The 22,226-nt window shown below is 40.7% G+C and carries 18 protein-coding genes and 1 pseudogene; 7 read left to right on the top strand and 12 right to left on the bottom strand.

Going from position 1 to position 22,226, the window contains the following annotated elements; translation table 11 throughout:
* Nucleotides 1–317 precede the first annotated feature (317 nt).
* Nucleotides 318–2,699 (top strand): penicillin acylase family protein, encoded by a 2,382-nt coding sequence (locus tag QQK05_RS03510; protein ID WP_284296040.1) that lies wholly within the window; start codon nt 318–320, stop codon nt 2,697–2,699.
* Between the two features lie 259 nt (nt 2,700–2,958).
* Nucleotides 2,959–4,131, top strand: a pseudogene (locus QQK05_RS03505) (chorismate mutase); the annotation flags it as partial.
* A 65-nt stretch (nt 4,132–4,196) separates the two neighbouring features.
* Here QQK05_RS03505 and QQK05_RS03500 read toward each other — a convergent pair.
* From QQK05_RS03500 to QQK05_RS03490, 3 genes are all read right to left on the bottom strand, one after another.
* Nucleotides 4,197–4,595: a hypothetical protein gene (locus tag QQK05_RS03500; protein ID WP_284296039.1), complete on the bottom strand. Its 399-nt coding sequence runs from the start codon at nt 4,593–4,595 to the stop codon at nt 4,197–4,199.
* A 178-nt stretch (nt 4,596–4,773) separates the two neighbouring features.
* A complete protein-coding gene (locus QQK05_RS03495; protein ID WP_284296038.1) occupies nt 4,774–7,860 on the bottom strand; it encodes an efflux RND transporter permease subunit in 3,087 nt (1,028 codons plus the stop codon).
* A gap of 5 nt (nt 7,861–7,865) precedes the next feature.
* Nucleotides 7,866–8,912 carry an efflux RND transporter periplasmic adaptor subunit gene (locus QQK05_RS03490; RefSeq protein ID WP_284296037.1) on the bottom strand — a complete coding sequence of 349 codons (1,047 nt, stop codon included), beginning with the start codon at nt 8,910–8,912 and terminating at the stop codon, nt 7,866–7,868.
* A 145-nt stretch (nt 8,913–9,057) separates the two neighbouring features.
* Between QQK05_RS03490 and QQK05_RS03485 the strand changes: the two genes are divergently transcribed.
* Both QQK05_RS03485 and QQK05_RS03480 read left to right on the top strand, forming a co-directional pair.
* Entirely contained in the window at nt 9,058–9,606 is a 549-nt protein-coding gene (locus tag QQK05_RS03485; RefSeq protein WP_284296036.1) for a hypothetical protein, read from the top strand.
* 89 nt (nt 9,607–9,695) lie between these two features.
* A complete protein-coding gene (locus tag QQK05_RS03480; protein WP_284296035.1) occupies nt 9,696–10,286 on the top strand; it encodes a hypothetical protein in 591 nt (196 codons plus the stop codon).
* Between the two features lie 65 nt (nt 10,287–10,351).
* Here the strand turns inward: QQK05_RS03480 and QQK05_RS03475 are convergent, their stop codons facing one another.
* The 4 genes from QQK05_RS03475 to acs form a co-directional block, all read right to left on the bottom strand.
* Nucleotides 10,352–10,825: a thioredoxin family protein gene (locus tag QQK05_RS03475; RefSeq protein ID WP_284296034.1), complete on the bottom strand. Its 474-nt coding sequence runs from the start codon at nt 10,823–10,825 to the stop codon at nt 10,352–10,354.
* Between the two features lies 1 nt (nt 10,826).
* Nucleotides 10,827–11,960, bottom strand: a complete 1,134-nt coding sequence (gene tyrA, locus QQK05_RS03470) for a bifunctional chorismate mutase/prephenate dehydrogenase (RefSeq protein WP_284296033.1) — start codon at nt 11,958–11,960, stop codon at nt 10,827–10,829.
* 11 nt (nt 11,961–11,971) lie between these two features.
* Nucleotides 11,972–13,054, bottom strand: a complete 1,083-nt coding sequence (locus QQK05_RS03465) for a 3-deoxy-7-phosphoheptulonate synthase (protein ID WP_284296032.1) — start codon at nt 13,052–13,054, stop codon at nt 11,972–11,974.
* A 395-nt stretch (nt 13,055–13,449) separates the two neighbouring features.
* Nucleotides 13,450–15,393: an acetate--CoA ligase gene (acs, locus tag QQK05_RS03460; RefSeq protein ID WP_284296031.1), complete on the bottom strand. Its 1,944-nt coding sequence runs from the start codon at nt 15,391–15,393 to the stop codon at nt 13,450–13,452.
* A gap of 270 nt (nt 15,394–15,663) precedes the next feature.
* Between acs and QQK05_RS03455 the strand changes: the two genes are divergently transcribed.
* Both QQK05_RS03455 and QQK05_RS03450 read left to right on the top strand, forming a co-directional pair.
* The gene (locus QQK05_RS03455; RefSeq protein WP_284296030.1) at nt 15,664–16,197 is read left to right on the top strand and encodes a hypothetical protein; all 534 of its coding nucleotides are present in this window, start codon (nt 15,664–15,666) and stop codon (nt 16,195–16,197) included.
* A 2-nt stretch (nt 16,198–16,199) separates the two neighbouring features.
* Nucleotides 16,200–16,883, top strand: a complete 684-nt coding sequence (locus QQK05_RS03450) for a DNA alkylation repair protein (RefSeq protein ID WP_284296029.1) — start codon at nt 16,200–16,202, stop codon at nt 16,881–16,883.
* 42 nt (nt 16,884–16,925) lie between these two features.
* Here QQK05_RS03450 and QQK05_RS03445 read toward each other — a convergent pair whose 3' ends face one another.
* The 5 genes from QQK05_RS03445 to rpsP all read right to left on the bottom strand — a co-directional run bounded on the left by QQK05_RS03445 (nt 16,926) and on the right by rpsP (nt 19,899).
* Nucleotides 16,926–17,789, bottom strand: coding sequence for a tetratricopeptide repeat protein (locus tag QQK05_RS03445; RefSeq protein WP_284296028.1), 864 nt, complete (start codon nt 17,787–17,789; stop codon nt 16,926–16,928).
* Between the two features lie 162 nt (nt 17,790–17,951).
* Nucleotides 17,952–18,305: a 50S ribosomal protein L19 gene (rplS, locus tag QQK05_RS03440; protein ID WP_284296027.1), complete on the bottom strand. Its 354-nt coding sequence runs from the start codon at nt 18,303–18,305 to the stop codon at nt 17,952–17,954.
* A gap of 13 nt (nt 18,306–18,318) precedes the next feature.
* Nucleotides 18,319–19,062, bottom strand: a complete 744-nt coding sequence (gene trmD, locus QQK05_RS03435) for a tRNA (guanosine(37)-N1)-methyltransferase TrmD (RefSeq protein WP_407704861.1) — start codon at nt 19,060–19,062, stop codon at nt 18,319–18,321.
* A 24-nt stretch (nt 19,063–19,086) separates the two neighbouring features.
* Nucleotides 19,087–19,617: a ribosome maturation factor RimM gene (gene rimM, locus QQK05_RS03430; protein ID WP_284296025.1), complete on the bottom strand. Its 531-nt coding sequence runs from the start codon at nt 19,615–19,617 to the stop codon at nt 19,087–19,089.
* Between the two features lie 33 nt (nt 19,618–19,650).
* Nucleotides 19,651–19,899 (bottom strand): 30S ribosomal protein S16, encoded by a 249-nt coding sequence (gene rpsP, locus QQK05_RS03425; RefSeq protein WP_118960885.1) that lies wholly within the window; start codon nt 19,897–19,899, stop codon nt 19,651–19,653.
* 228 nt (nt 19,900–20,127) lie between these two features.
* Between rpsP and QQK05_RS03420 the strand changes: the two genes are divergently transcribed.
* Entirely contained in the window at nt 20,128–22,224 is a 2,097-nt protein-coding gene (locus QQK05_RS03420; RefSeq protein ID WP_284296023.1) for a hypothetical protein, read from the top strand.
* Nucleotides 22,225–22,226 lie beyond the last annotated feature (2 nt).

The raw sequence follows: 22,226 nt of genomic DNA, 5'->3' as shown, positions 1-22,226 counted from the left end.
ACATTAATTCGAAATATGGTGATCAATACAAAGTCTGCGATACAAGAGAAAACAACGAAAAGGAGATCAATTTAGGGCTTTCTTGCGCCCATCTACGAAAGTATTATTACATTGATATTTCTGTATGCCCAAGCATTTTTTTAACAATTTATAAAGCTATTAGTTTTCAATATTTTAAATAGACGACAACGACCACGTTTTTGCTATTTTCACGGATTCTTTATTATTTTCGATGCAAAATATCAACTTATTGCTGTTTTTTACTGTACATTTTTAATACCCTATTTGAATAACAATAATAAGGACTTAAATAAACAATGACGAAACTCCGTAGATTTATAATTTTCTTCATCTTTATCCTTGTATTCCTCTTGATAGCGGGCAGCGCAGACATTTATAGCCAAATAGATGGTTCCCTTCCCCAACTAGAAGGTAAGCGAACTCTCTTAGGTTTAGAGAAGGCAGTGCAGGTGGAGCGTGATGAAAAAGGCATTGTCACTATACTCGCTGAAGATAGGAAAGACGCAGCAGTAGCCCTTGGCTATGTTCATGCACAAGAGCGCTTTTTCCAAATGGATTTACTCAGGAAGAATTCTGCAGGCGAACTATCAAGTTTATTTGGAGACTTAGCGCTTGATTATGATAAGCGTATTCGCAAGCACCGATTTAGAGATCGAGCCCGCATCATTATTAAGAGTTTGCCTAAAGACCAAGTTGCCTACTTAAAAGCTTACACGCAAGGGGTTAATCAAGGCTTGAAATACATGCATGCTAAGCCATTTGAGTATCTATTATTACAGCTTGATCCTGTTGAGTGGCAAGAAGAGGATACAATACTTGCAGTATTTAGCATGTATCTTGATCTTCAATCATCTGACGGCAAGCGTGAAAGAACCCTGGGTATCCTTAAAAGCACACTTGGCGACGAAGCCTTTGCATTTTTAAATCCTAAAGGCTCTAAGTGGGATGCAGCAGTTGATGATACGCAATTTCCATCAGGTGCAATACCAACAATGCCATGGCCATCAGCAACGGCTTCGACTGAACAACCAGCGTCTCACCATATTGTTGCAAAAAATGATTACCTACCTGGCTCAAACAACTGGGCAGTAGGCGGCGCAATTAGCGACACAAAATCAGCTATCGTAGCTAATGATATGCATCTAGGTATTCGCGTGCCGAATACTTGGTTTCGTGCATCAATTCAATTCAAAAACGGTAACGAGACGATTAAAGTTACTGGGACGACCCTACCAGGTGCTCCAAATATTATAACCGGCAGTAACGGAAAAATTGCCTGGGGTTATACAAATAGTTATGGCGATTGGAGTGACATCATTGAGCTTAAACTCAACGAGTCTGGTAACCAGTACCTAACCCCTGAAGGTTGGCGCAGTTTCACATACATTCCTCAAGTTATTGCAATCAAAGATAAGCCATCAGAAGAAATAATGGTGCAAGAAACTATCTGGGGCCCTGTCATTGGCGAGAACCACCTAAAACAGCCAATCGTTTACCGATGGGTAGCTCACGATGTGCAAGCGGTTAATCTTAATCAAATGAAGCTTGAACAAGCAACAAGTGTTGACGAGGCGTTTGATATAGCAGCGACGACAGGCATTCCGGCTCAAAATCTAATGGTTGGTGATGTTCAAGGTAATATTGGCTGGACAATCATGGGGCCTATTCCACAAAAAGTTGGTGCTGTAGGTGACTTACCTACTGACTGGTCAACAGGTGAAAATGGCTGGGGTGAATACCTAACTGCTGACCAATATCCACGAGTAAAAAATCCTTCTCATCATCGCCTATGGACAGGGAATTCACGTGTTGTAGGTGGAGAGATGTACGACAAAATTGGTAACGGTGGGTATGCTTTAGGCGCAAGAAGCCAACAAATTCGTGATGATTTAATGGCTAAAGAGCAATTTGACGAACAAGCGTTATTAGATGTTGCGCTTGACGACAAAGCGGTTTTTCTTGGTCGTTGGCATCAGTTTCTCCTTTCAACAGTGTTAACTCAAGACGCAATAGCCAATAAGCCGTTGTGGCAGGAAGCGAAATCGATACTCGAAAACGAACAATCACTTAGTGCTAGTGTTGATTCTGTGGCCTACAGACTAGTGCGTAACTTCAGGTATGAAATGCGCGATTTGGTGTTCAGTGATCTCACTGAATCCCTAAAACAACTCGATGCTAGCTTTAGTTTACGAAGTATCAGGCACCAAATTGAAACACCATTGTGGCAACTGATCACTCAACAACCTGACAACTTCATGTTGCGCCCTGAAGATTCATGGCAAGCTGTGTTTGAATTGGCATTAAATAATACGTTGGACGCAATGACAGAAGGACAACCGCTTTCACAAGCTACTTGGGGTCAACAAAATACCAGTAAGATTCAACATCCATTGAGTAAAGCCGTACCTATTATCGGCCGTTGGTTAGATATGCCAGCAATGCAATTAGCTGGCGATAGTTATATGCCACGCGTTCAAGGTACTGATTTTGGCGCTTCTGAGCGTATGATTGTTTCTCCAGGTTATGAAGGCCGAGGTATATTCCATATGCCAACCAGTCAAGCTGGCCACCCTTGGTCGCCTTATTACGGACTTGGCCATAAAGATTGGGCTGATGGAAAACCATCAGCATTCTTACCTGGACCTACGAAGTACTCAATGGTTTTACTGAGCTACTAGCTCATGTTCAGCCCTTGTGATTCCTGTTATACGATTCACAAGGGCGCTATAACCATTTTGCATTAAGGAAACTGTTGACAGAGTGATTACTCTAGCTATATGGTAGTAGCATGAAAAGTTTAAGCAAAAACCTCTTTATTTTCTTTTTTATCCGACCCTAGTTGGAGGCTGACTATCGTCAAAAGAAAATAACGATAAGAAACCTCCAAGTGGAGGTTTTTTTTTGCCCAAATGATAACAAAACATAGAGGATTAACCGGTGGCACAAACGTTAGATTTAAATGAAATTCGAAAAGAGATTACTTCGCTCGATCAGGAATTACTGACACTCTTTGCTAAAAGACGTGCCCTCACCCTCAATGTAGCAAAAAGTAAAGCTCATGAAGTTCGTCCCGTGCGCGATCAACAGCGAGAACAAGAACTACTCATCCGGCTCATTAAACAAGGTAAAGCGCTTGGTCTTGATGCGCACTATGTAACGAGTGTGTTTCAAACAATAATCGAAGATTCGGTACTTAACCAACAAGCTTATTTGCAAACGCTCGCAAACCCGAATATCCAAATGCCAGCTGTCAGCGTTGCATTTCTTGGTGACAAAGGCTCATATAGCTATTTAGCGAGTCATCGCTACTTCTCTCGTCGCGCCGAATACATGATTGAGTCTGGCTGCCAAACATTTGATGAGATCATGCAACTTGTTGAAGGTGGACATGTAGATTACGGCATTTTACCTATCGAGAATACGTCATCAGGCAGCATCAACGAAGTCTATGACTTGCTTCAACATACCAACCTATCAATTGTCGGTGAGATCACCCAACCAATAGAGCACTGTTTGTTAACAGCCGTAAATACAGAACTTGAGAATATCAAAACAATTTATGCTCACGGTCAGCCATTCACTCAATGTAGTAATTTCCTTAACAAACAAAAAGATATTCGAATTGAGTATTGCGATAGTACCGCTGACGCAATGGCAAAGGCATTTGAGCTTAAAGATCCAACAGTCGCTGTAATTGGTAGTGAAGAAGGTGGGCATCTATATCAACTTCATGCACTCGAAAAATCCATTGCAAACCAAGATGAGAATCACAGTCGTTTCATACTCGTTGCAAGAAAATCAGTTGATGTAGCAGAGCAAATTCCGGCGAAAACAACGCTCATTTTAGCAACAGGTCAAAAGCCAGGTGCGTTAGTTGAATGTCTTGTCGTGCTAAAAAACAAGGGAATTAATATGTGCAAGCTTGAATCAAGACCAATTCAAGGACGCCCTTGGGAAGAGATGTTCTACATTGACGTTGAAGCCAATATTAAATCACTGGCAATGCAGGAAGTCGTTAGTGAGTTGAACAACCTGACGAACTTCATCAAAGTGTTAGGTTGTTATCCAATTGAGCATATTAGCCCGACCAGCGTGCCAAGTGCCGCTATTTAATATCGTACAAAGCGCAAAAAAGGGAGCAACGTGAGTTGCTCCCTTTTTTGTTTGTCATTTGACTAACTAAATATTTTTCTTTGCTTAAATCGCTGAGTCCAATAGCGTAAGCTCAACAACACCAAAGCAGGCAAAGCTGCGCAAAGTAGCGTTGTTAACAAAACATGTTTGGCGACAAACAATCCTAAGACAAAAATACACACGGGTAGGAGTAACCAGAAAGGATGATCACTTGGGCACAAATCAAATAACTGCCCCATTAAAATGATCATGACATATGTAAATATCACCGATAGTACAATAGTCACCAGCTCACTGAAATAAAGCGTTATTGATTCAGGGGTATTAGCAAGTACTGCTGGTACCGGTATCGCATTGGCAAGCGCCACCAACCAAACAAAGGCGACCGACATCACTATCCCAATAATAAACGACCACAGCTTCTTATTTACATTTAACACGATACATTCCTTTTTATTATTATTTTTGTATCAGATTAATTTTTATACATTTATCGTCATCATGGGTCAAGCACAATGCAATTTTATATTCACATAATTCGACATTCGATGGTAACCATAACTGAAACTGGCATAAAAAAGCCCTCAACTGAGGGCTTTTTTAGCTAATGTATATTTGCTATTGGGCTTGTTCTTCTTTAGCGATCTGATTTGCTATCGCCTCAGGTGAACCTGTGTTTCTACATAACCAATAATATGCGCCAGGCACAAAAAACAAGGTAAAGATACTCGCAATAGATACGCCAGCAAAGATTACCACACCTATAACCATACGAGACTCGGCACCAGGCCCAGAGGCTAATACTAATGGGATAGCACTTGTCACTGTCGTAAATGTTGTCATAACGATTGGCCTCAGGCGCTGTTGTGACGCTCGAAGAAGAGCCTCTTCAAACTCAACTCCTTTGTCACGTAGCTGATTGGCAAATTCAACAATCAAAATACCATTTTTCGCCGCGAGACCAATCAACATCACAATACCTATTTGAGAGTAGATATTTAAACTCATCCCCATTAATTCTAGCCCCATTAAAGCGCCAACTAATGCTAAAGGCACAGTGAGAAGAATAACAAATGGATGAATAAAGCTTTCAAATTGAGCAGACAACACCAAAAATGTGATTAACAATGCAAGCATGAAAACGAAAATAATCGAGTTCCCAGACTCTTGAAGGAGTAACGATTGCCCCTTATAGTCGACTTGTGCATCAGCTGGCAAATTTTCATCAACCACCTGATTTAAATACGCTAAAGCATCACCTAACGCGTAGCCCGGCGCTAAATTCGCGGTGATTGTCACACTGCGTAAGCGGTTGTAACGATTTAGTCGTGACGACGTCGCATTTTCTTGGATGGTCAGTAGATTCGCCAAAGGAATCAGCTCACCACTCTTGCGAGAGCGAACGTAAATATTATCGATGTCTTTCGGACTCTTATAATCTTCTTTGAAGCCTTCGAGAATCACATCGTATTCTTCACCACGTTCAACATAGGTTGTGACGCGACGTTGGCCAAGCATGGTTTCGAGTGTTTTTGCAATATCACCAACCGGTACGCCTAAGTCATATGCACGGTTTTGATCAATTTGTACCAGCAGCTGCGGAAATGTCTCTTTGTAATCGCTATTTACACTCAGTAAGTTTGGATTCTCTTGTGCCTTGGCGATAACGATATCACGCCATTTCGCCAGCTCTTCATAAGTATTCCCTTGTAATACAAATTCCACTGGCTGACTATTGCCACCACCGCCTATTCCACGGCGCATAATCGCGAAGGCGCGTACATCGGTAACTGATGCTAGCTCCCGATTAAATCTCGCAGAAAACTCAAAAGTAGAAATATTTCGCTCACCCCAATCAGGTAAGCCAATAATCGCAATACCACCGGTACCGCCAAAACCAGGAACACGTGTGATTACACGATCAAGATCGCCACGCTCGAGGTACTCAAGAAGCATACCTTCGATAGTATTCATGTTTTTAACATTGTTTTCGTAACTAGCACCCTCAGCACCCTGCATAATAACAAACATGTTGCCGCGATCTTCTTTTGGTGTGTACTCAGACGGCAATTTGTTAACAAGCGAAAAAGTCGCAAACAACGCTAAACCAACCACTAGCATCAGCATCAATGGCTGTTTAATGGTATAACTTAAACTGTTTCTGTACTTATTTTCGAGCTTAGCAAAACCGCGATCGAGTAACTGACCAAACGACGATGAACGCTCTTTGCGTTTCAATAGTTTTGAGCACATCATTGGCGTTAACGAAAGTGCCGTAAAACTTGAAAAAACAACTGCGGCCGCAATAGCTAAGGCAAACTCGGTAAACAATCGACCGATGTTGCCAGATAAGAAAACGAGCGGAACAAATACGGCTACCAATACCAGTGTTGTCGCTACGACGGCAAAAGCAACTTCTCTACCACCATGATATGCAGCCATCAAAGGCGTTTGGCCATTTTCAATACGACGATAAATATTCTCAAGCACAACAATGGCATCATCAACAACGAGTCCAATTGCTAACACAAGAGCCAATAACGTCAATAAATTTATCGAAAAATTCAAACCGGATAACACGATTAATGAGCCAATTAATGCCACAGGCACAGTAACAGCTGGGATAAATGTTGCTCGAATATTCCCCAGGAATAAGAAGATAACGAGTACCACCATTAGCATGGCAACCACTAGTGTATTGTATACCTCATCAATAGAGCCTTGAATAAAGACAGAGGAGTCATAACTATTCAAGATGGTAGTGCCTATAGGCAGGCCTTCGCGAATGCGCTCCATTTCACTACGAGCTGCTTTAACAACTTCCAGCGTATTTGCTTTAGATTGTTTGATAATGCCGAGTCCAACCATGTTCTTGCCATTACCCTTGAACATGTTCTCATCATCTTCAGCGCTGACTTCAACTCGCGCAACATCAGATAGACGTACGAGTGTATTGTCAGCAGACCTTGCAATAACGAGATTGCCAAAATCCTGTGCCGTTAAAAAGCTTCGTTCAACACGAATCGAGAAATCTCTGTCTATGGATTCAATTTCACCCGCCGGTAACTCGATATTTTCAGAACGCAACGTGCTTTCGATATCATCGACCGTAACACCTCGAGCTGCCATCCGTGTTCGGTCTAAGAACGCTTTCATCGCGTAAGTTCGACCACCACCAACACGGACTTGAGCAACGCCATCAACGACTGAAAAGCGATCAACAATGTAGCGGTTAGCATAATCTGTTAACTCAAGCGTCGATAAAGAGTCTGATTGAAGAACAAACCAAACAATGACATTTTCATCGTCATTGGCTTTAAATACCTGTGGAGGATCAGCTTGCTCTGGCAGTTGGCGCAAGGCACGTGAAATTCGATCGCGCACATCATTGGTTGCAGCATCAATATCTCGATCGAGTTCAAATTCAATCGTTATATTCGACCGGCCAACGCGTGAATTAGAGGTGATGTTCTTAACCCCCTCGACACCGCTGATACGATCTTCTAAAACCGTGGTGATTTTTGTTTCAACAATGGCTGCACTAGCGCCCGGATAAGAGGTGTTGATACTCACCACCGGTGGATTAATATCTGGGTATTCACGCAGTGGTAAGAAGAAAAACGCTACGATACCGAAGGTAACAAGCAACAGGTTTATTACAGTGGCAAAGACAGGGCGCTTTACCGATAAATCAGATAAAATCACTTAACTTACTCCAACACGTTGACTGCGCTACCGTCACGTAACTTAAGTGCACCTTCAGTGACAACACCTTGGCCTTCATTTAAACCATTAAGAATTTCCACAACGCCTGGTTGGCGACGACCAATGGTCACTTGTGTTTTCTTCGCCTTTCCTTCACTAATGGTGAAAACGAAATGATCATTTTCAATCGGGATAATTGCGCTTTCAGGAACCATTAACACTTGTTCAACTTGTCTTTCAACCGTAATTTTTAACAACATACCAGCACGAAGTTTTTGTTTGTCATTTGGAATAAGCGCACGAACTTTCACCATACGAGTTGTGGGATCAATCCGCGAATCAATAGAGCTAATCTTCCCAGTGAATACCTCATCATAGGCTGCATTTTTTGCTTCGACCTTTTGACCAACTTTCAAGGTTGTGAAAAATCGTTCTGGAATATTGAAGTCAACTTTAACTTGGCTTAGATCATCTAAACTAGTGATGACATCACCGGCACTAATATATGCACCTAAACTGATCTCCCTAAAACCCAATACCCCATCGAATGGCGCTTTGATGGTTAAATCAAATAGCTTAGTCTTGGCACTCATCAACTGAGCACCAATAGCTTTGGTTTTTGCTTCTTGTTCTTCAACCACTGATTTAGACGTTGCTTTCTTTTTATATAAATCTTGTAAACGATTAAGCTGTGCGACCGATTCAGCCAAGTTAGCTTCGAGCTCTTTAACTTTTGCATTTTCTTCTTGGCTATTTAACCGAACAAGTACTTGACCTGCTTTCACAGCCTGACCATCTTCAAAAGAAATTTGTTCAACAAGATCTGAGCTCTTTGATGTAATAAACACTTGCTCGTTAGCAATAGCGCTACCTAACGACTCAACGGTATCTTTAAAGTCATTAACTTGTGCCAGTGCCGTTTTTACAGAAACGGTACGTGCGCCCCGCTTTTGTTGTTTAACCTCTTGTGGCCATTGTAAATACGCAACAACACCAACTAGAAGCATTGCTAGGATAATTAAGGGTAATCGATTTGAGATGGATTTAGACATAGACAACTATTCACATGAAGAAAATCCCCCATAATATAGCGCATTTCACTGTTTTTGCTCGATACAACTTGTCTCAAATTTTGCCTTATTAAACGCAAAATAATCGTTATAATAGGGATAACTGTATGAAAGGACTGTAGTAAAAATGAATAAACTGTTTCTTGTCGCTATTGCTATCTTAATGATGCTAGGTGCAGCACTGTGGTTACTGGCGCCAAGCTCATTCAATCAATTTGTTTACGCCGAACTTAAAAATAACCTATCGACAGCGACAAACTCACAAGTTGGCATTGGTCATGTCGATGCAAAGTCATTTAGTGGTGATGTCCATGGAATTACCGCTCGCTCAGAAAATGGGAAACAGCTTTTCCGCATTGATAAGATACACTATCAAGTTGATAAAAAGTCATTCAAGAAACCTCCAGTAAAAATCACCAAGATGATATTTACTGGTGTTGAAGTTAGCCAAGATCCTAATTTACTCGCGCAATTATCGACCGCATTAATCAACTACCGTAAAACGATTATCACAAACGATATGCCAACACTTATTATCGAATCAATCGACGTACAATACGGGGATAACAAGCAGAGCAGCAATAGTAAATCACCATTCAATACTGAAGGTGCTAGTGATAAAGTATTATTGGTCGATACACTTGAGTACGTATTATTGAATAGCGTGGGTAAATAACGTAAATCAACGCAAAAAAGTAAAATGCTTTGCATTGTTTACCCACCATAGTAATCTGATGAGATAAAAACCGACAGGGAATAATAAGAATGAAGTTAATGAGTTGTGTGCTGGCACTCGCATTGTTCGGTGGAACATTTAGCGCTGAAGCAAAAGACAAAGGGTTTGAAATTACGCCTTGGATTGGATACAGCATGAGTAGCGATCTCGGTGACGCCGTAGGCAATGATTTGTCTGTTGATAGTGGCCCTAGTCTAGGTTTTAGCCTCGCATGGTATGATAGCCCTAATGGCCAAGGTCAAGTGCTGCTTAGTCGAGTTAGCCACCAGTTTGATGTTGGCGAAAACCAAACACAAGACTTAGATATTACGTATGGTCACTTCAACGGTGTGGCATTCTTTCATCAAGAACATTACATCACGACGGTATCGCTGGGCATTGGTTTTGCGCAATTTGACGCAGAATACGGCGATGACATATTTGCTTCAGCTGGCGTAGCGGTAGGCACGCGTTACAATATTTCTCCTCAACTCGCTTTTGTTACAGAAATTCGCAGTAACTTATCCTTAGTTGATGAAGACTCGGATATTTTTTGTCAAAATGATAGCTGTTCCGCACAATTCTCTGATGCATTATGGTTTGATACTTCGTTCAACATCGGCTTGTCTTATCAGTTCTAGCAACAATCCACATAAAAAAAACCGAAGCAATCGCTTCGGTTTTTTCTTTATCGCTTGGCTAGCATTTACTTAGCTAGCATCGCATGAATATCATTGACCAAGCTTGATTGTGGGCGCTCAATAATACGACCAACTTCTTTATCGTCTTGGTATACGATTACCGTTGGCGTGTACTTCACTTTATTAGCTTTTGCTAAACCTTTTGGGTCAGACTTCTTTATATCTAAAGCATAAAGATTAAGTTTCGCACCAGGTTCGCTTGCCAACAACTTCAGTAACTGTGGAACTTCACGCTCACTATCATGACACCACATACCAAAAAACACATCAATTCGAACATTCTTGCCCCAAGATTGAACTTTTGAAGCTTCCAATTCACTGACCACATAGTTTTGGTAGTTTTGACCAAAATCTTCATTCTCTAGCACCTGTGCTTTCGTCATCTCACCAACAGGAAAATCATGATGATGACCACCACCAGCGTTTGCGTTCAACGACAACATGAATACCACAAGGACAAACCAAATTGCTTTATGCATATTAATCTTTCTTCAATTCATTAGCTTTTAACAACATAGACTTGCTTTCAGATAAGAAAATATCTGCATAATCACCAAACCAATCAGATACTTGATTAAACATGGTAATGAAGTCTTCCTTATCGCCCATTTCTACATCATCAAGTAACTCAAGGAATCGATAGGCGAATCGCTTCATCATACTGATATTTTCAGGGTTAGCAAAAATAATGTCCGTGTAAAGCACTGGATCTTGGGCGAAAAGACGCCCTACCATAATGATTTCTAATCGGTATATCGGTGAGCTCATATCAACAAGTTGTTGTAAATTGGCTCCTTCTGTCATCAAGTGATAACCGTAAGCAATGGTCGAAAAGTGGCGCATCACTTGAACCATCGACATGGCATGATCATGCTCATGTGCTGTCACTGGGTATATTTTAGCTCCCCAGATTTTTAATTGATCAAGAAGCCATTGATAATTCTCTGGTTCACGCCCTTCACACATAATAATCGTTTGTTTTACTAGACCAGTAACATCTGGACCAAACATAGGGTGAAGGCCGACAACAGGACCGTTGTGCACTTTCATCATTTCATAGAGCGGTGACTCTTTCACAGACGTCACATCCGCTAATATACAATGAGCTGGTAAACAGTCGAGCTGTTGAATAATCATCGGTGTTAAACGAATAGGCACTGATACAATGACCAAATCAGCCTTAGCTAAGACCGCGTTAGCACTAGCCCAGTCGTTTTGTTCAATAATATCAACGTGATAATTTGTCCGCTTAAAAAGATCAACAAAGATAGAACCAAGTTGGCCGGCACCACCAATTACAACGACATTTTTTGGTGATGCATGAACCGAGAGATAACCGCTTTCATCTTGGCTTTGATAGGAGTCACGCATTATGCGACGTAAAACGTCCTCAATCAGGTCGGCATTTACACCAGCAACACTCGCTTGCGCTCGGCGCTTTTCAATCAATGCGGCTTCTCTTTCCGCATCAAAGATGGGTTTACCAATTTCACTTTTTAGCTTACCGACTTTGCTCGTTACTTCACGGCGCTTTGCCAGCAACTCAACAAGCTGCTGGTCAATTTCATCAATTTGGTCACGCAATTTTAAAAGTTGCTGATCAAAATCTTTCATCTATTTTCTCTTTACTCGCTAAAACGCTGCTCAAGGACATTTTTGAGCTTGTGATGTGCAGCGTCAATTAAACTACGTGTTGTGTCGAAGTCAATACAAGCATCGGTTACAGAAACGCCGTACTCTAAGGCTTCTTTTGGCAAGTCAGCACTTTGATTACCTGCTTTTAAATGACTCTCTAACATAATACCAATAATCGATTTGTTTCCCTCAACGATCTGATTAAATACGTTATCAGCTACTAAAGGTTGGCGTCTGTAATCTTTGTTTGAGTTAGAGTGACTACAATCGATAACCAAACTTGGTGATAAATTACTTTTCTCTAGCTCCTGCTCACAGATCGAGACATTCACAGAGTCATAGTTTGGCTGTTTACCACCACGCAAGATCACATGGCCATCAGGGTTTCCTGATGTTTTGATCAGTGCAACTTGCCCTTGTCTGTTTATTCCCATAAAACGGTGAGAAGATGCTGCTGATTGTAAAGCGTTAATAGCAACATCTAGGCTACCATTCGTACCATTTTTAAAGCCAATTGGCATCGACAAACCACTTGCCATTTCGCGGTGTGTTTGCGACTCAGTCGTACGCGCACCAATTGCAGACCAGCTAAAAAGTTCAGCTAAGTATTGCGGACTGATAGGGTCTAGTGCTTCGGTAGCCAGTGGGATTCCTAGCTCAGTCAAGTAAATAAGTAATTCACGAGCCTGATATAACCCTGCACTCACATCGAATGAACCATCCATATGAGGATCGTTTATCAATCCTTTCCAACCCACGGTAGTTCTTGGTTTTTCGAAATATACGCGCATCACTATGTATAACGTATCTTTGTACTCTTCATGCAGATCTTTCAACTTACGCGCATATTCTTTAGCAGCTTCAACATCATGAATAGAGCAAGGGCCTGAAATTACCAGCAAACGATTATCTCGTTTATGAATAATATCTGCGATGGTTTCACGCGCTTGTTGGACAAAGACGCGACCTTGCTCAGAAAGAGGCAACTCATCGCGTAAAGCTTTAGGCGTTATTAAAACCTCTTCGGCATTAACGTGTATGTCGTTCAAACGACTCTTTTGTACTGTCGGCATAGTGATCTTCCGGTGAATGTTCAAATTGTATTATAGAAAAAGGGGGTGGTAAGTCTGATTACTTACTAAAAAATGAGTTGAGGCGATAATATCGATAAGAAAAAGTAAGCATGTAATAGTTGACCTGTGATATTGCCTATTTGCTTGTAAAAAAATAACCATCGCGCCATGAGGTAGCACGAAAATTCGCCTTAGGAGTACTTTTTAAAGCTTTTACTCAACAAGATCAAGCTTTATTTTTAATTTATTTAAGTTTTGTCAATACTCTTACAAAAATAAATAATTCAAGCAAAAATTAATCACTGTAAAAATTAAAAAACACCTTTTGTAAATAAACCTTTACTAAAAACAATAAAAAAGGGCACATATCGTGCCCTTTTTGAGAGAATGTCCCTCTACTCGTGAATAATACGATTTTCTATCAGATGTTCGACAACACTTGGATCAGCCAGTGTACTGGTATCTCCTAGGTTATCTAGCTCGTTTTCCGCGATCTTACGTAAGATACGTCGCATGATTTTTCCTGAACGCGTTTTAGGTAAGCCAGGCGCATATTGAAGATAGTCAGGGCGAGCAAATTTACCGAGTTCGTCTGCAACAAATAACTTAAGCTCGTCGATAAGTGACTCTGATCCTTCGACACTATTCATTAAGGTGATAAAACAGTAAACCCCTTGCCCCTTAATTTCGTGTGGGTAACCTACTACAGCAGCTTCTGCAACAGCAGGGTGCAGTACTAATGCACTTTCTATTTCTGCAGTACCAAGTCGATGACCAGAAACATTTAAAACATCGTCAATTCTGCCCGTAATGCAGTAGTAACCATCCTCATCTCGTTTGGCACCGTCACCAGTAAAGTAATAACCAGCGTATTGGCTGAAATAGGTGTCATAGAATCGCTGATGATCGCCATAAACACTGCGCATTTGTCCTGGCCAGCTACCCGTTAACGTAAGTGCACCTTTTGCAACGCCGTCGAGCTCTTCACCATCGCGGTTTAATAGCGCTGGCTTGACACCAAAAAAAGGTAATCCTGCACTACCTGGCTTCATATCAGCGCTACCTGGTAATGAGGTAATTAAGATACCACCCGTTTCTGTTTGCCACCACGTGTCAACAATTGGGCAACGACTTTCACCAACCACTTCGTAATACCAATGCCAAGCTTCTGGATTAATTGGCTCACCTACTGAGCCTAGTAAACGGATAGAACTTCGGTCATGACGCTCGACTAATTCATCGCCTAAACTCATCAATGCGCGAATAGCCGTAGGTGCGGTATAGAAAACATTCACACCATGCTTTTCACATACTTGCCAGAAACGTCCAGCATCTGGATAGGTTGGCACGCCTTCAAAAACAAGGGTAGTCGCCCCATTGGCCAATGGACCATAGAATATATAGGAGTGGCCCGTAATCCAGCCCGCATCAGCAGTACACCAGAAGACCTCGCCATCTTGGTAATCAAACACATATTTATGGGTCATGGCTGCATAGAGTAAATAACCACCGGTGGTGTGCAGCACACCTTTTGGTTTTCCTGTAGAACCAGAGGTATAGAGAATGAATAATGGGTCTTCTGCATCCATTCGTTCTGGTTCACAGGTTGCAGGGTAATTCAAAATGATATCAGTGTAGGCAACATCAATTTGTTCGTTCCAGCTAACCTCATTACCTGTGCGCTCAATCATGACGACAGAATGCACATTTGGACAGCCTTTAATTGCCTCATCTACATTCGCTTTTAGTGGAATTATTTTTCCACCTCGTACCCCCTCATCGGCTGTAATAACAACCTGACAATCTGCATCTAAAATACGTGCCTTGATTGATTCAGTAGAAAAACCACCAAATACAATCGAATGAATTGCACCTATGCGAGCACATGCGAGCATAGCGTAACCAACTTCCGGTATCATGGGCATGTAAATACATACGCGGTCGCCTTTTTTTACGCCACGTGCTTTTAATAAATTAGCAAAACGACAAACGTTGTCGTGTAGCTCTTGATAGGTAACAGAGAGATCGTCGTCAGGCTCATCTCCCTCGAATATCATAGCAATATCGTTTGCTTTAGTTGTCAAGTGTCGGTCAATACAGTTATAGCTTGCATTAAGTTTGCCGCCTTTGAACCAACTAATATCAGCCGTTTTAAAGTCTACTGATGACACTTCTTGCCAAGGCTCAAACCAATCTAAAAATTGCGAAGCTTGCTCCGCCCAAAAGGTATCGGGTTGTTCAATAGATTGTTGGTATAGAGATTGGTATTGTTCTGCTGTGATATGTGTATTAGCTACGGCAGTTTTGTGCACTGGGTAACGAGATAAAAGATCCTTCATATAATGTCTCTCTGGCTTATTTTGCTCTAATTTTTATTGCCTAGTTTTCACCCTAGTGTATCGAATAATTTAGTTATTGCACTGATAATTTTTGTCTATCTCATGTCATTGCTATATAAAAGAAATTGAACTTAAAACTGTTCAACCACTCATAGCTAGACATTTATAATTTCAACGGACTGCTAATTTATGTTTAAGAATTTCATTACTTTACTTATGGTATTAGGGTTAAACGCTTGCGCCAACATGACCTTTAAGGGTATGTATGAAATGGCAACATTTGACTTATTTGAACTCGACCCAAGCCAATTAAAAATTGCTATTCGAACCGATAAACAACTCCATATCAAACAAGGTAATGTCGTGATCAACTTGTCGTTTATTTCTGACGATGAGACCCTTTACATTGATGAAAAACTGCTACCAGAAGTACGTCAAAAAATGCCAATTTCAGGCGAGTTATCTGACGGTATAAAATCTAATGAGCAAGTCACTATTTTTAACCTCGCATCAAAAGACGCGGCAATAATGCGCGATGCAATTCTTCAGGCAAAAGAGTACAAAGAAAGTGGTAGAACAGGAGTTGGTTCATTTGGAATCAGCATTGAAGATGTCTGTTTTAATGAGGAATCGCTGATTAATGCTGATATTGATATTCTTGTACAAAAGAGTGTCGACGATGACTACTTTATGTTTCTTGAAAATTTAAACCTTAAGCAGTTAACAAAAACTGACCCAAGTAATAAAGAAGCGATGGAGAGCTTGTTTTGCAAAACTAGTAACGCACTAAATGATGAAGGATAAACATGCATCCATGGACTAAATCAACTCAACAAGCTTTACAATTAATTGGTAATGATGGTGACGCCAAACAAATGCAGGCTTATATGCGTGGCCAATTTTCATTTTTTGGAATTAAATCGACAGCTCGCCGAGATGCTGTCAAATTGTTGTTTACGAAAGAACAAAGACCCACAATCGGCGAACTTTCCAACGTAGTTAATGAGCTTTGGGCTCTACCAGAACGCGAATATCAAATGGTCGCGATTGATTTACTCATCAAAAACAAAAGACAATTAACCGATGATATGCTGCCTGATATTGAGCGATGGATAACACAAAAGTCATGGTGGGATACCGTTGATATGTTGGCGACCCACATCATTGGTCAGCTATATCAGAGCTCTCCAGACATGACTTTGCAATATATAGAAAAGTGGCAAAACGCTAACAATATTTGGTTAAGACGCACTACCATTCTTTATCAATTAAAATTCAAAGCAAAGACAGATGAAATAAAGCTATTCTCAATCATCAAAAAAAACCAACATGATACGGAGTTCTTTATTCAAAAAGCCATTGGTTGGGCATTAAGAGAATATTCGAAAACTAATTCACAAACAGTTATCGATTTTATCGCCAGTAATAACATAACGGGGTTGGCAAAACGTGAGGGCTTAAAATGGATATTGAAACATGAAGGACAATAGCTGACCATATTGCCCTTCCCCCCTTTAATACAAATCGACGATTTAGTAGCTTGATATTCGATTACCACCAGAGCCAACCACACTGGCAAATGACCCTGGCAAGCCATCAAGACCAGCCATACTATTAAATGAGTAGCAGCCAATGATATTTGCACAACGAAGCGTTGGTATTCTGCTCACTGCATTAGCACTTCTTGGGCTACGATAATCTGAAAGCTCTGATGCCAACAACTCTTCGATTGGTGGTGACATAACCGTAATAACTTCAGTTTCATCTTCTGGCCAAATTAAGCGACCATCTGGCAGCACCTTAACATCATATCGCTGAATTTCTTGCCACATTTTGGGAAAACGCTCGGACGTAAACGACTCATGCTTCACAAGGTCATCTACAACTTGTTGAATCTGCGGATGTCGTTGTCTCAACGCTTTACTTAAATAGTTGTCGGCAAGAGTTAAATTTGCAGGAAAATATTGTTCATTGTAGGAGAGAACACCGAGTAAAAAGTTCGCATCTTTGTAATTTCGGCTTGCGGCTTTGTACAAATAATTAATCGCCTGATCAATATCAAAGTGCTCTTCATCAACCAAATGAATTAAACCAACTTTGTATTGGGCTGCTGCATTTTTCTTGTTTTTTGCTGCTTTTTTCAAATAAAACAGGGCTTTTTCAACGTTTTTTTCTGTTCCGTAGCCATTGTAGTAAAGCTGACCAAGCGTACTCAAGCCCTCAAAATGACCACGCTTAACCGCGACAGAAAACTTATTAAAATAGGACCTGCATTGCTCAGTATTGCACTGACTTAAAAGATTGGGGTTTTGTGGTACTTCCTTGACCATATTTGAACTGGCAAATACATTGAAACTAAACAATAACCCCAGCGCTACACCTAGATATTTTTTCATCGCCTTTCCTTTTCTGTTAACAAACTATTAACATAACGTTAGACAAGAATAAAAATTACGTCAAACTTTTTGGTTAATTTTTGGTGTTTTGTGAGAAATTCAGCAAATAAAAAGCCCGGTATAAACCGGGCTTTTTTAACTTGGGTATGTAAGTAAGTATTATTACTTCTTCGCCAACTTCTCTTTGATACGTGCAGATTTACCTGAACGCTCACGTAAGTAGTAGAGTTTAGATTGACGAACGTCACCGCGACGCTTAACTGTAATAGAGTCAACTAATGGGCTATGTGTCTGGAATACACGCTCAACACCAACACCGTTTGAAATTTTACGAACAGTGAATGCAGAATGTAAGCCGCGGTTTTTAACAGCAATAACAACACCTTCAAATGCCTGAAGACGCTCTTTATTACCTTCTTTTACTTTTACTTGTACCACTACTGTGTCCGATGGTGCGAACGCTGGTACATCTTTTTTCATTTGCTCTGCTTCAAGAGCTTTAATAATGTTACTCATATTTACCTTCTTCCTAGGATTCACGGTCTGATTTAGCTTGCTTGATCGTATCAAGTATCGCCTTTTGTTCAGCCGTCAGAGCTAGGTCAGTTAAAAGTTCTGGTCTTCTGGTCCACGTTCTTTCTAGCGATTGCTCTAAGCGCCAACGTCGAATATGTTCATGATTTCCACTTAACAACACTTTGGGTACTGATTCGCCATCAAGTACTTCAGGTCTTGTATAGTGTGGACAATCCAATAAGCCGTCAGAAAATGAATCCTGCTCAGCTGATTGTTCATGCCCTAATACCCCAGGAACAAAACGTGCTATTGCATCAATTAAGGTCATCGCCGGCAATTCACCGCCACTTAACACATAATCGCCAACCGACCATTCTTCATCAACGAGTGATTGAATGATCCGTTCGTCTATTCCTTCATATCGACCCGCTATAAATATTAGCTTGTTCGATTGGGATAATTCACGAACTCCACTTTGACTCAGTTTTCGCCCTTGTGGTGACAAGTAAATGACCTTAGCATCTTCGCCTAACTGCGCTTTCGCTGCCAGTATGGCGTCGCGTAACGGTTGCACCATCATCAACATCCCTGGACCACCGCCATAAGGTCGATCGTCAACAGTGCGATGTTTATCATGAGTGAAATCTCTTGGGTTCCACGAATGAAACTCAATAATTTCGTTACGTATCGCTCGGCCTGTCACCCCATACTGTGTGATTGCATCAAACATTTCAGGAAAAAGGCTAATTACCCCAATCCTTAGCTTTACGCTACTCACAGTTTAAAAACCTGGGTCCCAGTCAACTGTAATTTGTTTATTTGTCGCATCAACCGTTTTAACCACTTGTTCAAAAAGATACGGAATTAATCGCTCTTTTTTACCAAAGCCGTCATTACGATTTGCTTTAACAACCAATACGTCGTTAGCGCCAGTTTCCATGATGTCTGTTACTTCACCAAGGTTATAGCCTTGCTCCGTAACAACCGCCATGCCAATAAGGTCACGCCAATAAAAATCACCTTCAGGTAATTCTGGCAACACGCTTTCATCAACCGTGATTTCATGACTAACAACGCCTTGAGCAATGTCTCTGTCATCAATTCCGTCAAATTTTGCGATTAAACCATTATTGTGCTTACGCCAATCGGTAACCGTAACTGATTGTGTTTTACCACCTAATTTTAATGACCAAGGTGAATAGTCAAATATATCTTCGGCGTTCTCGGTAAACGAATGAATTTTTAACCAACCTTTGATACCGTAAACAGAGCCTACTTTACCCAACGTGATTAAGTTATTTACATCATTCAAAACTAAAAACTCCTAATCTGATAGTGCAAGTTATTAAGCAGCAGCTTGTGCGTCTTTAACTAACTTAGCCACTCGATCAGATACACCAGCGCCTTGACCAACCCAGTGGTTGATGCGGTCTAGGTCTAAACGTAATTTCTCAGCTTGACCTTGTGCTGTTGGGTTGAAGAAACCTACTTTCTCGATGAAACGACCATCGCGAGAGTTACGGCTGTCTGCAACAACTACCTGATAGAATGGACGCTTCTTAGCGCCACCACGAGCTAAACGAATGGTAACCATATCGCCCTCTATAATTTAAAATGTTAAAACGAATATCCAGACATTCCTATCACTAAGGTGATAGAAAAGCTCGCGTATTCTACGCTTTTTTAGCAATAAAGCAAGTTAAACCACTTGCTCTACATAATTAATTCATATTAAATAGCAATATTACGATTACGTATGTGTTGGATCAGGGTAGTTCCGGCAATTCACTAGGTTGAATATAAAGCAAGGAAGGCAGATACAATGAGATATCAATTAGCTGGTTTTGAAATTGATACCGTTAATCGACTGGTAACCAAAGCCGATCATTTATTGCCTGTAGAGCCTCAAGTTTTTAATTTATTAGTCTTTTTTTGTGAACACCCACAACAAGTCATTGATGTAAGTGATATCAGTTTAACTTTTTATCATCAAAAAAAAGCACCTGCAGCGTTAATCGCTGATATCGCCAAGCTGCATTTCTTACTAGAAGAAAACCCCAAGGAACCTAAGTTACTTGAATGTATAGGTTACAAGCAGTATCGATTGTTAGAAAAGCCTCAAGAAAAAATAAGCCTGAGCTTCCACTCTACCTCTACACAAACGCCAGCACAAAATAAAAGATCTACATCGCACAAGCAAACACCAAACTACCAAGTAAAAAAGCGTTCTAATCGAAAGATTTGGCTTTGGGCACTAACATCCATATCGATACTCGCTATATGCGCCGCGCTTTTATCGTGGCATCAAGAAAGTAGCAAAGAGGCCATTACAACCCTAGCTAAACAAGAACAACCTATAATCAAACTTGATGGTGCATCATATGCGCCAAAGCTTTCATCAAAGAATGGACGCTTTGTTTTTTTGCACAAAACGCCGAATGCCGATAATTCGCAAGTGTATTTGGGACACATAGATAATAGTCCAGCGAAAGCGTTAACCGATGACCGTTTCTACTACATGGATGCAATCATCGCGAACAACGCTGTTTACGCGACGAGATTTAACAATTTATCAGAGCGTAAGTGTGACATTGTAAAAATTGCATTAACGGGAAATAAGACAGATGTCATAAAAGCCTGCTCAGCCCACGCCCTCACCAAACTGGACTACTCCCCTAGTACTGAAGCGTTGTTTTTCAACTTTAGAGAAGAACAGGATCAACCCTACACAATCTACAGTTATTCACTTGAAACTGGGCAAACCAACCCAGTAACTCAAGAAAGTCATAACAAACAAAGTTATGGTGACTATTTATTTAACTATAATGTTCACAACAACCAGTTGGCAGTTATGGAGCATTTGGTCGATGGTAGCTCATTATTAAAAGTGATTGATTTGGCTGACAATAGAAAAACAGAATTCGACAAATTTCAATCACCTTCAGGGATCAGTTGGCTTGACACAGATCAGCTAATGATTTCAGATGATAGTGGCGTTAATCTTTACGACCTAACCAAAAAACAAAAGCGCGTCATTAGTGATGACGGCAATATAACCCAACTTTCCTCAGTAGCTCACGACAACCAATTTGCGTTTGTAGAAAACCAGTATCAAGTGAATCTTCACCAGTATGACTTAACGCTGCAAACGTTAGCATTGCCAACAGCAGTTACAGAATCAGATGCAATGAATTATAAACCGGTATTTGCCAATACCAGCTCGAGCATTTTATTCCTAGCAAAAAAACACCAGAATGAGTCTTTATTTATAAAAAACAATCAGGGTCAACTGTTTGACTTAGGTGTCCCTGAACCGATCGAGTTTTACACAAATTTTGTCTGGGCACCTGATGACTCAGCAATACTAGCCAGCGTTAACGGCAAGTTATTTATTAAGTCGTTGCAGCAAAAACACTGGCAACAACTTCATACTGAACATGATCAAATTCACCATGTTCAATACACGGCCAATAGTGAGTTTGTTTTTAGCTCAAAAAAATCCGGCGATTGGCAATTGTGGCAAGGAAACACAGATGGCTTGCCCGCGAAACAATTAACAAAAAGTGGCGGCTATTCAAGCCAATATGACAAGGTAAATAATCATATTTACTTTACCAAGTTCCATATTGATGGTCTCTATCTACTCGATCAGGCTCGAAACGTCGAACAAAAAGTCGATGCAAACTTCCCACTCAATTTATGGGCTCATTGGCAAATAAGAAATCAAAACCTATATGTTCAACGTAACAGAGCGATAGAGAAAATTGCATTATCATCATTTGCCGTTGTCGATTTGTATGACTTGTCGAACATTGTTGCTAATTATTTTTCGATTTCTCGCAATGAACACTTATTGGTCGTTGATAAAATAGAACGCAGTGAAACCTATATATGGTTAGGCGATGTTATTACCCAATAAAT

The organism is Thalassotalea loyana, from assembly GCF_030161435.1.
GTDB classification, from domain to species: domain Bacteria; phylum Pseudomonadota; class Gammaproteobacteria; order Enterobacterales; family Alteromonadaceae; genus Thalassotalea_G; species Thalassotalea_G loyana.
This window is presented reverse-complemented; position numbering and strand designations above follow the sequence as displayed.

What these genes read in the sequence shown, in the direction of transcription:
- tyrA (WP_284296033.1), bottom strand. Translation starts at nt 11,960, where the DNA reads ATGAAAGATTTTGATCAGCAACTTTTAAAATTGCGTGACCAAATTGAT.
- QQK05_RS03455 (WP_284296030.1), top strand. Translation starts at nt 15,664, where the DNA reads ATGGCAACATTTGACTTATTTGAACTCGACCCAAGCCAATTAAAAATT.
- acs (WP_284296031.1), bottom strand. Translation starts at nt 15,393, where the DNA reads ATGAAGGATCTTTTATCTCGTTACCCAGTGCACAAAACTGCCGTAGCT.
- QQK05_RS03450 (WP_284296029.1), top strand. Translation starts at nt 16,200, where the DNA reads ATGCATCCATGGACTAAATCAACTCAACAAGCTTTACAATTAATTGGT.
- QQK05_RS03480 (WP_284296035.1), top strand. Translation starts at nt 9,696, where the DNA reads ATGAAGTTAATGAGTTGTGTGCTGGCACTCGCATTGTTCGGTGGAACA.
- QQK05_RS03465 (WP_284296032.1), bottom strand. Translation starts at nt 13,054, where the DNA reads ATGCCGACAGTACAAAAGAGTCGTTTGAACGACATACACGTTAATGCC.
- QQK05_RS03475 (WP_284296034.1), bottom strand. Translation starts at nt 10,825, where the DNA reads ATGCATAAAGCAATTTGGTTTGTCCTTGTGGTATTCATGTTGTCGTTG.
- rpsP (WP_118960885.1), bottom strand. Translation starts at nt 19,899, where the DNA reads ATGGTTACCATTCGTTTAGCTCGTGGTGGCGCTAAGAAGCGTCCATTC.
- QQK05_RS03510 (WP_284296040.1), top strand. Translation starts at nt 318, where the DNA reads ATGACGAAACTCCGTAGATTTATAATTTTCTTCATCTTTATCCTTGTA.
- QQK05_RS03420 (WP_284296023.1), top strand. Translation starts at nt 20,128, where the DNA reads ATGAGATATCAATTAGCTGGTTTTGAAATTGATACCGTTAATCGACTG.
- rplS (WP_284296027.1), bottom strand. Translation starts at nt 18,305, where the DNA reads ATGAGTAACATTATTAAAGCTCTTGAAGCAGAGCAAATGAAAAAAGAT.
- QQK05_RS03490 (WP_284296037.1), bottom strand. Translation starts at nt 8,912, where the DNA reads ATGTCTAAATCCATCTCAAATCGATTACCCTTAATTATCCTAGCAATG.
- QQK05_RS03485 (WP_284296036.1), top strand. Translation starts at nt 9,058, where the DNA reads ATGAATAAACTGTTTCTTGTCGCTATTGCTATCTTAATGATGCTAGGT.
- QQK05_RS03445 (WP_284296028.1), bottom strand. Translation starts at nt 17,789, where the DNA reads ATGAAAAAATATCTAGGTGTAGCGCTGGGGTTATTGTTTAGTTTCAAT.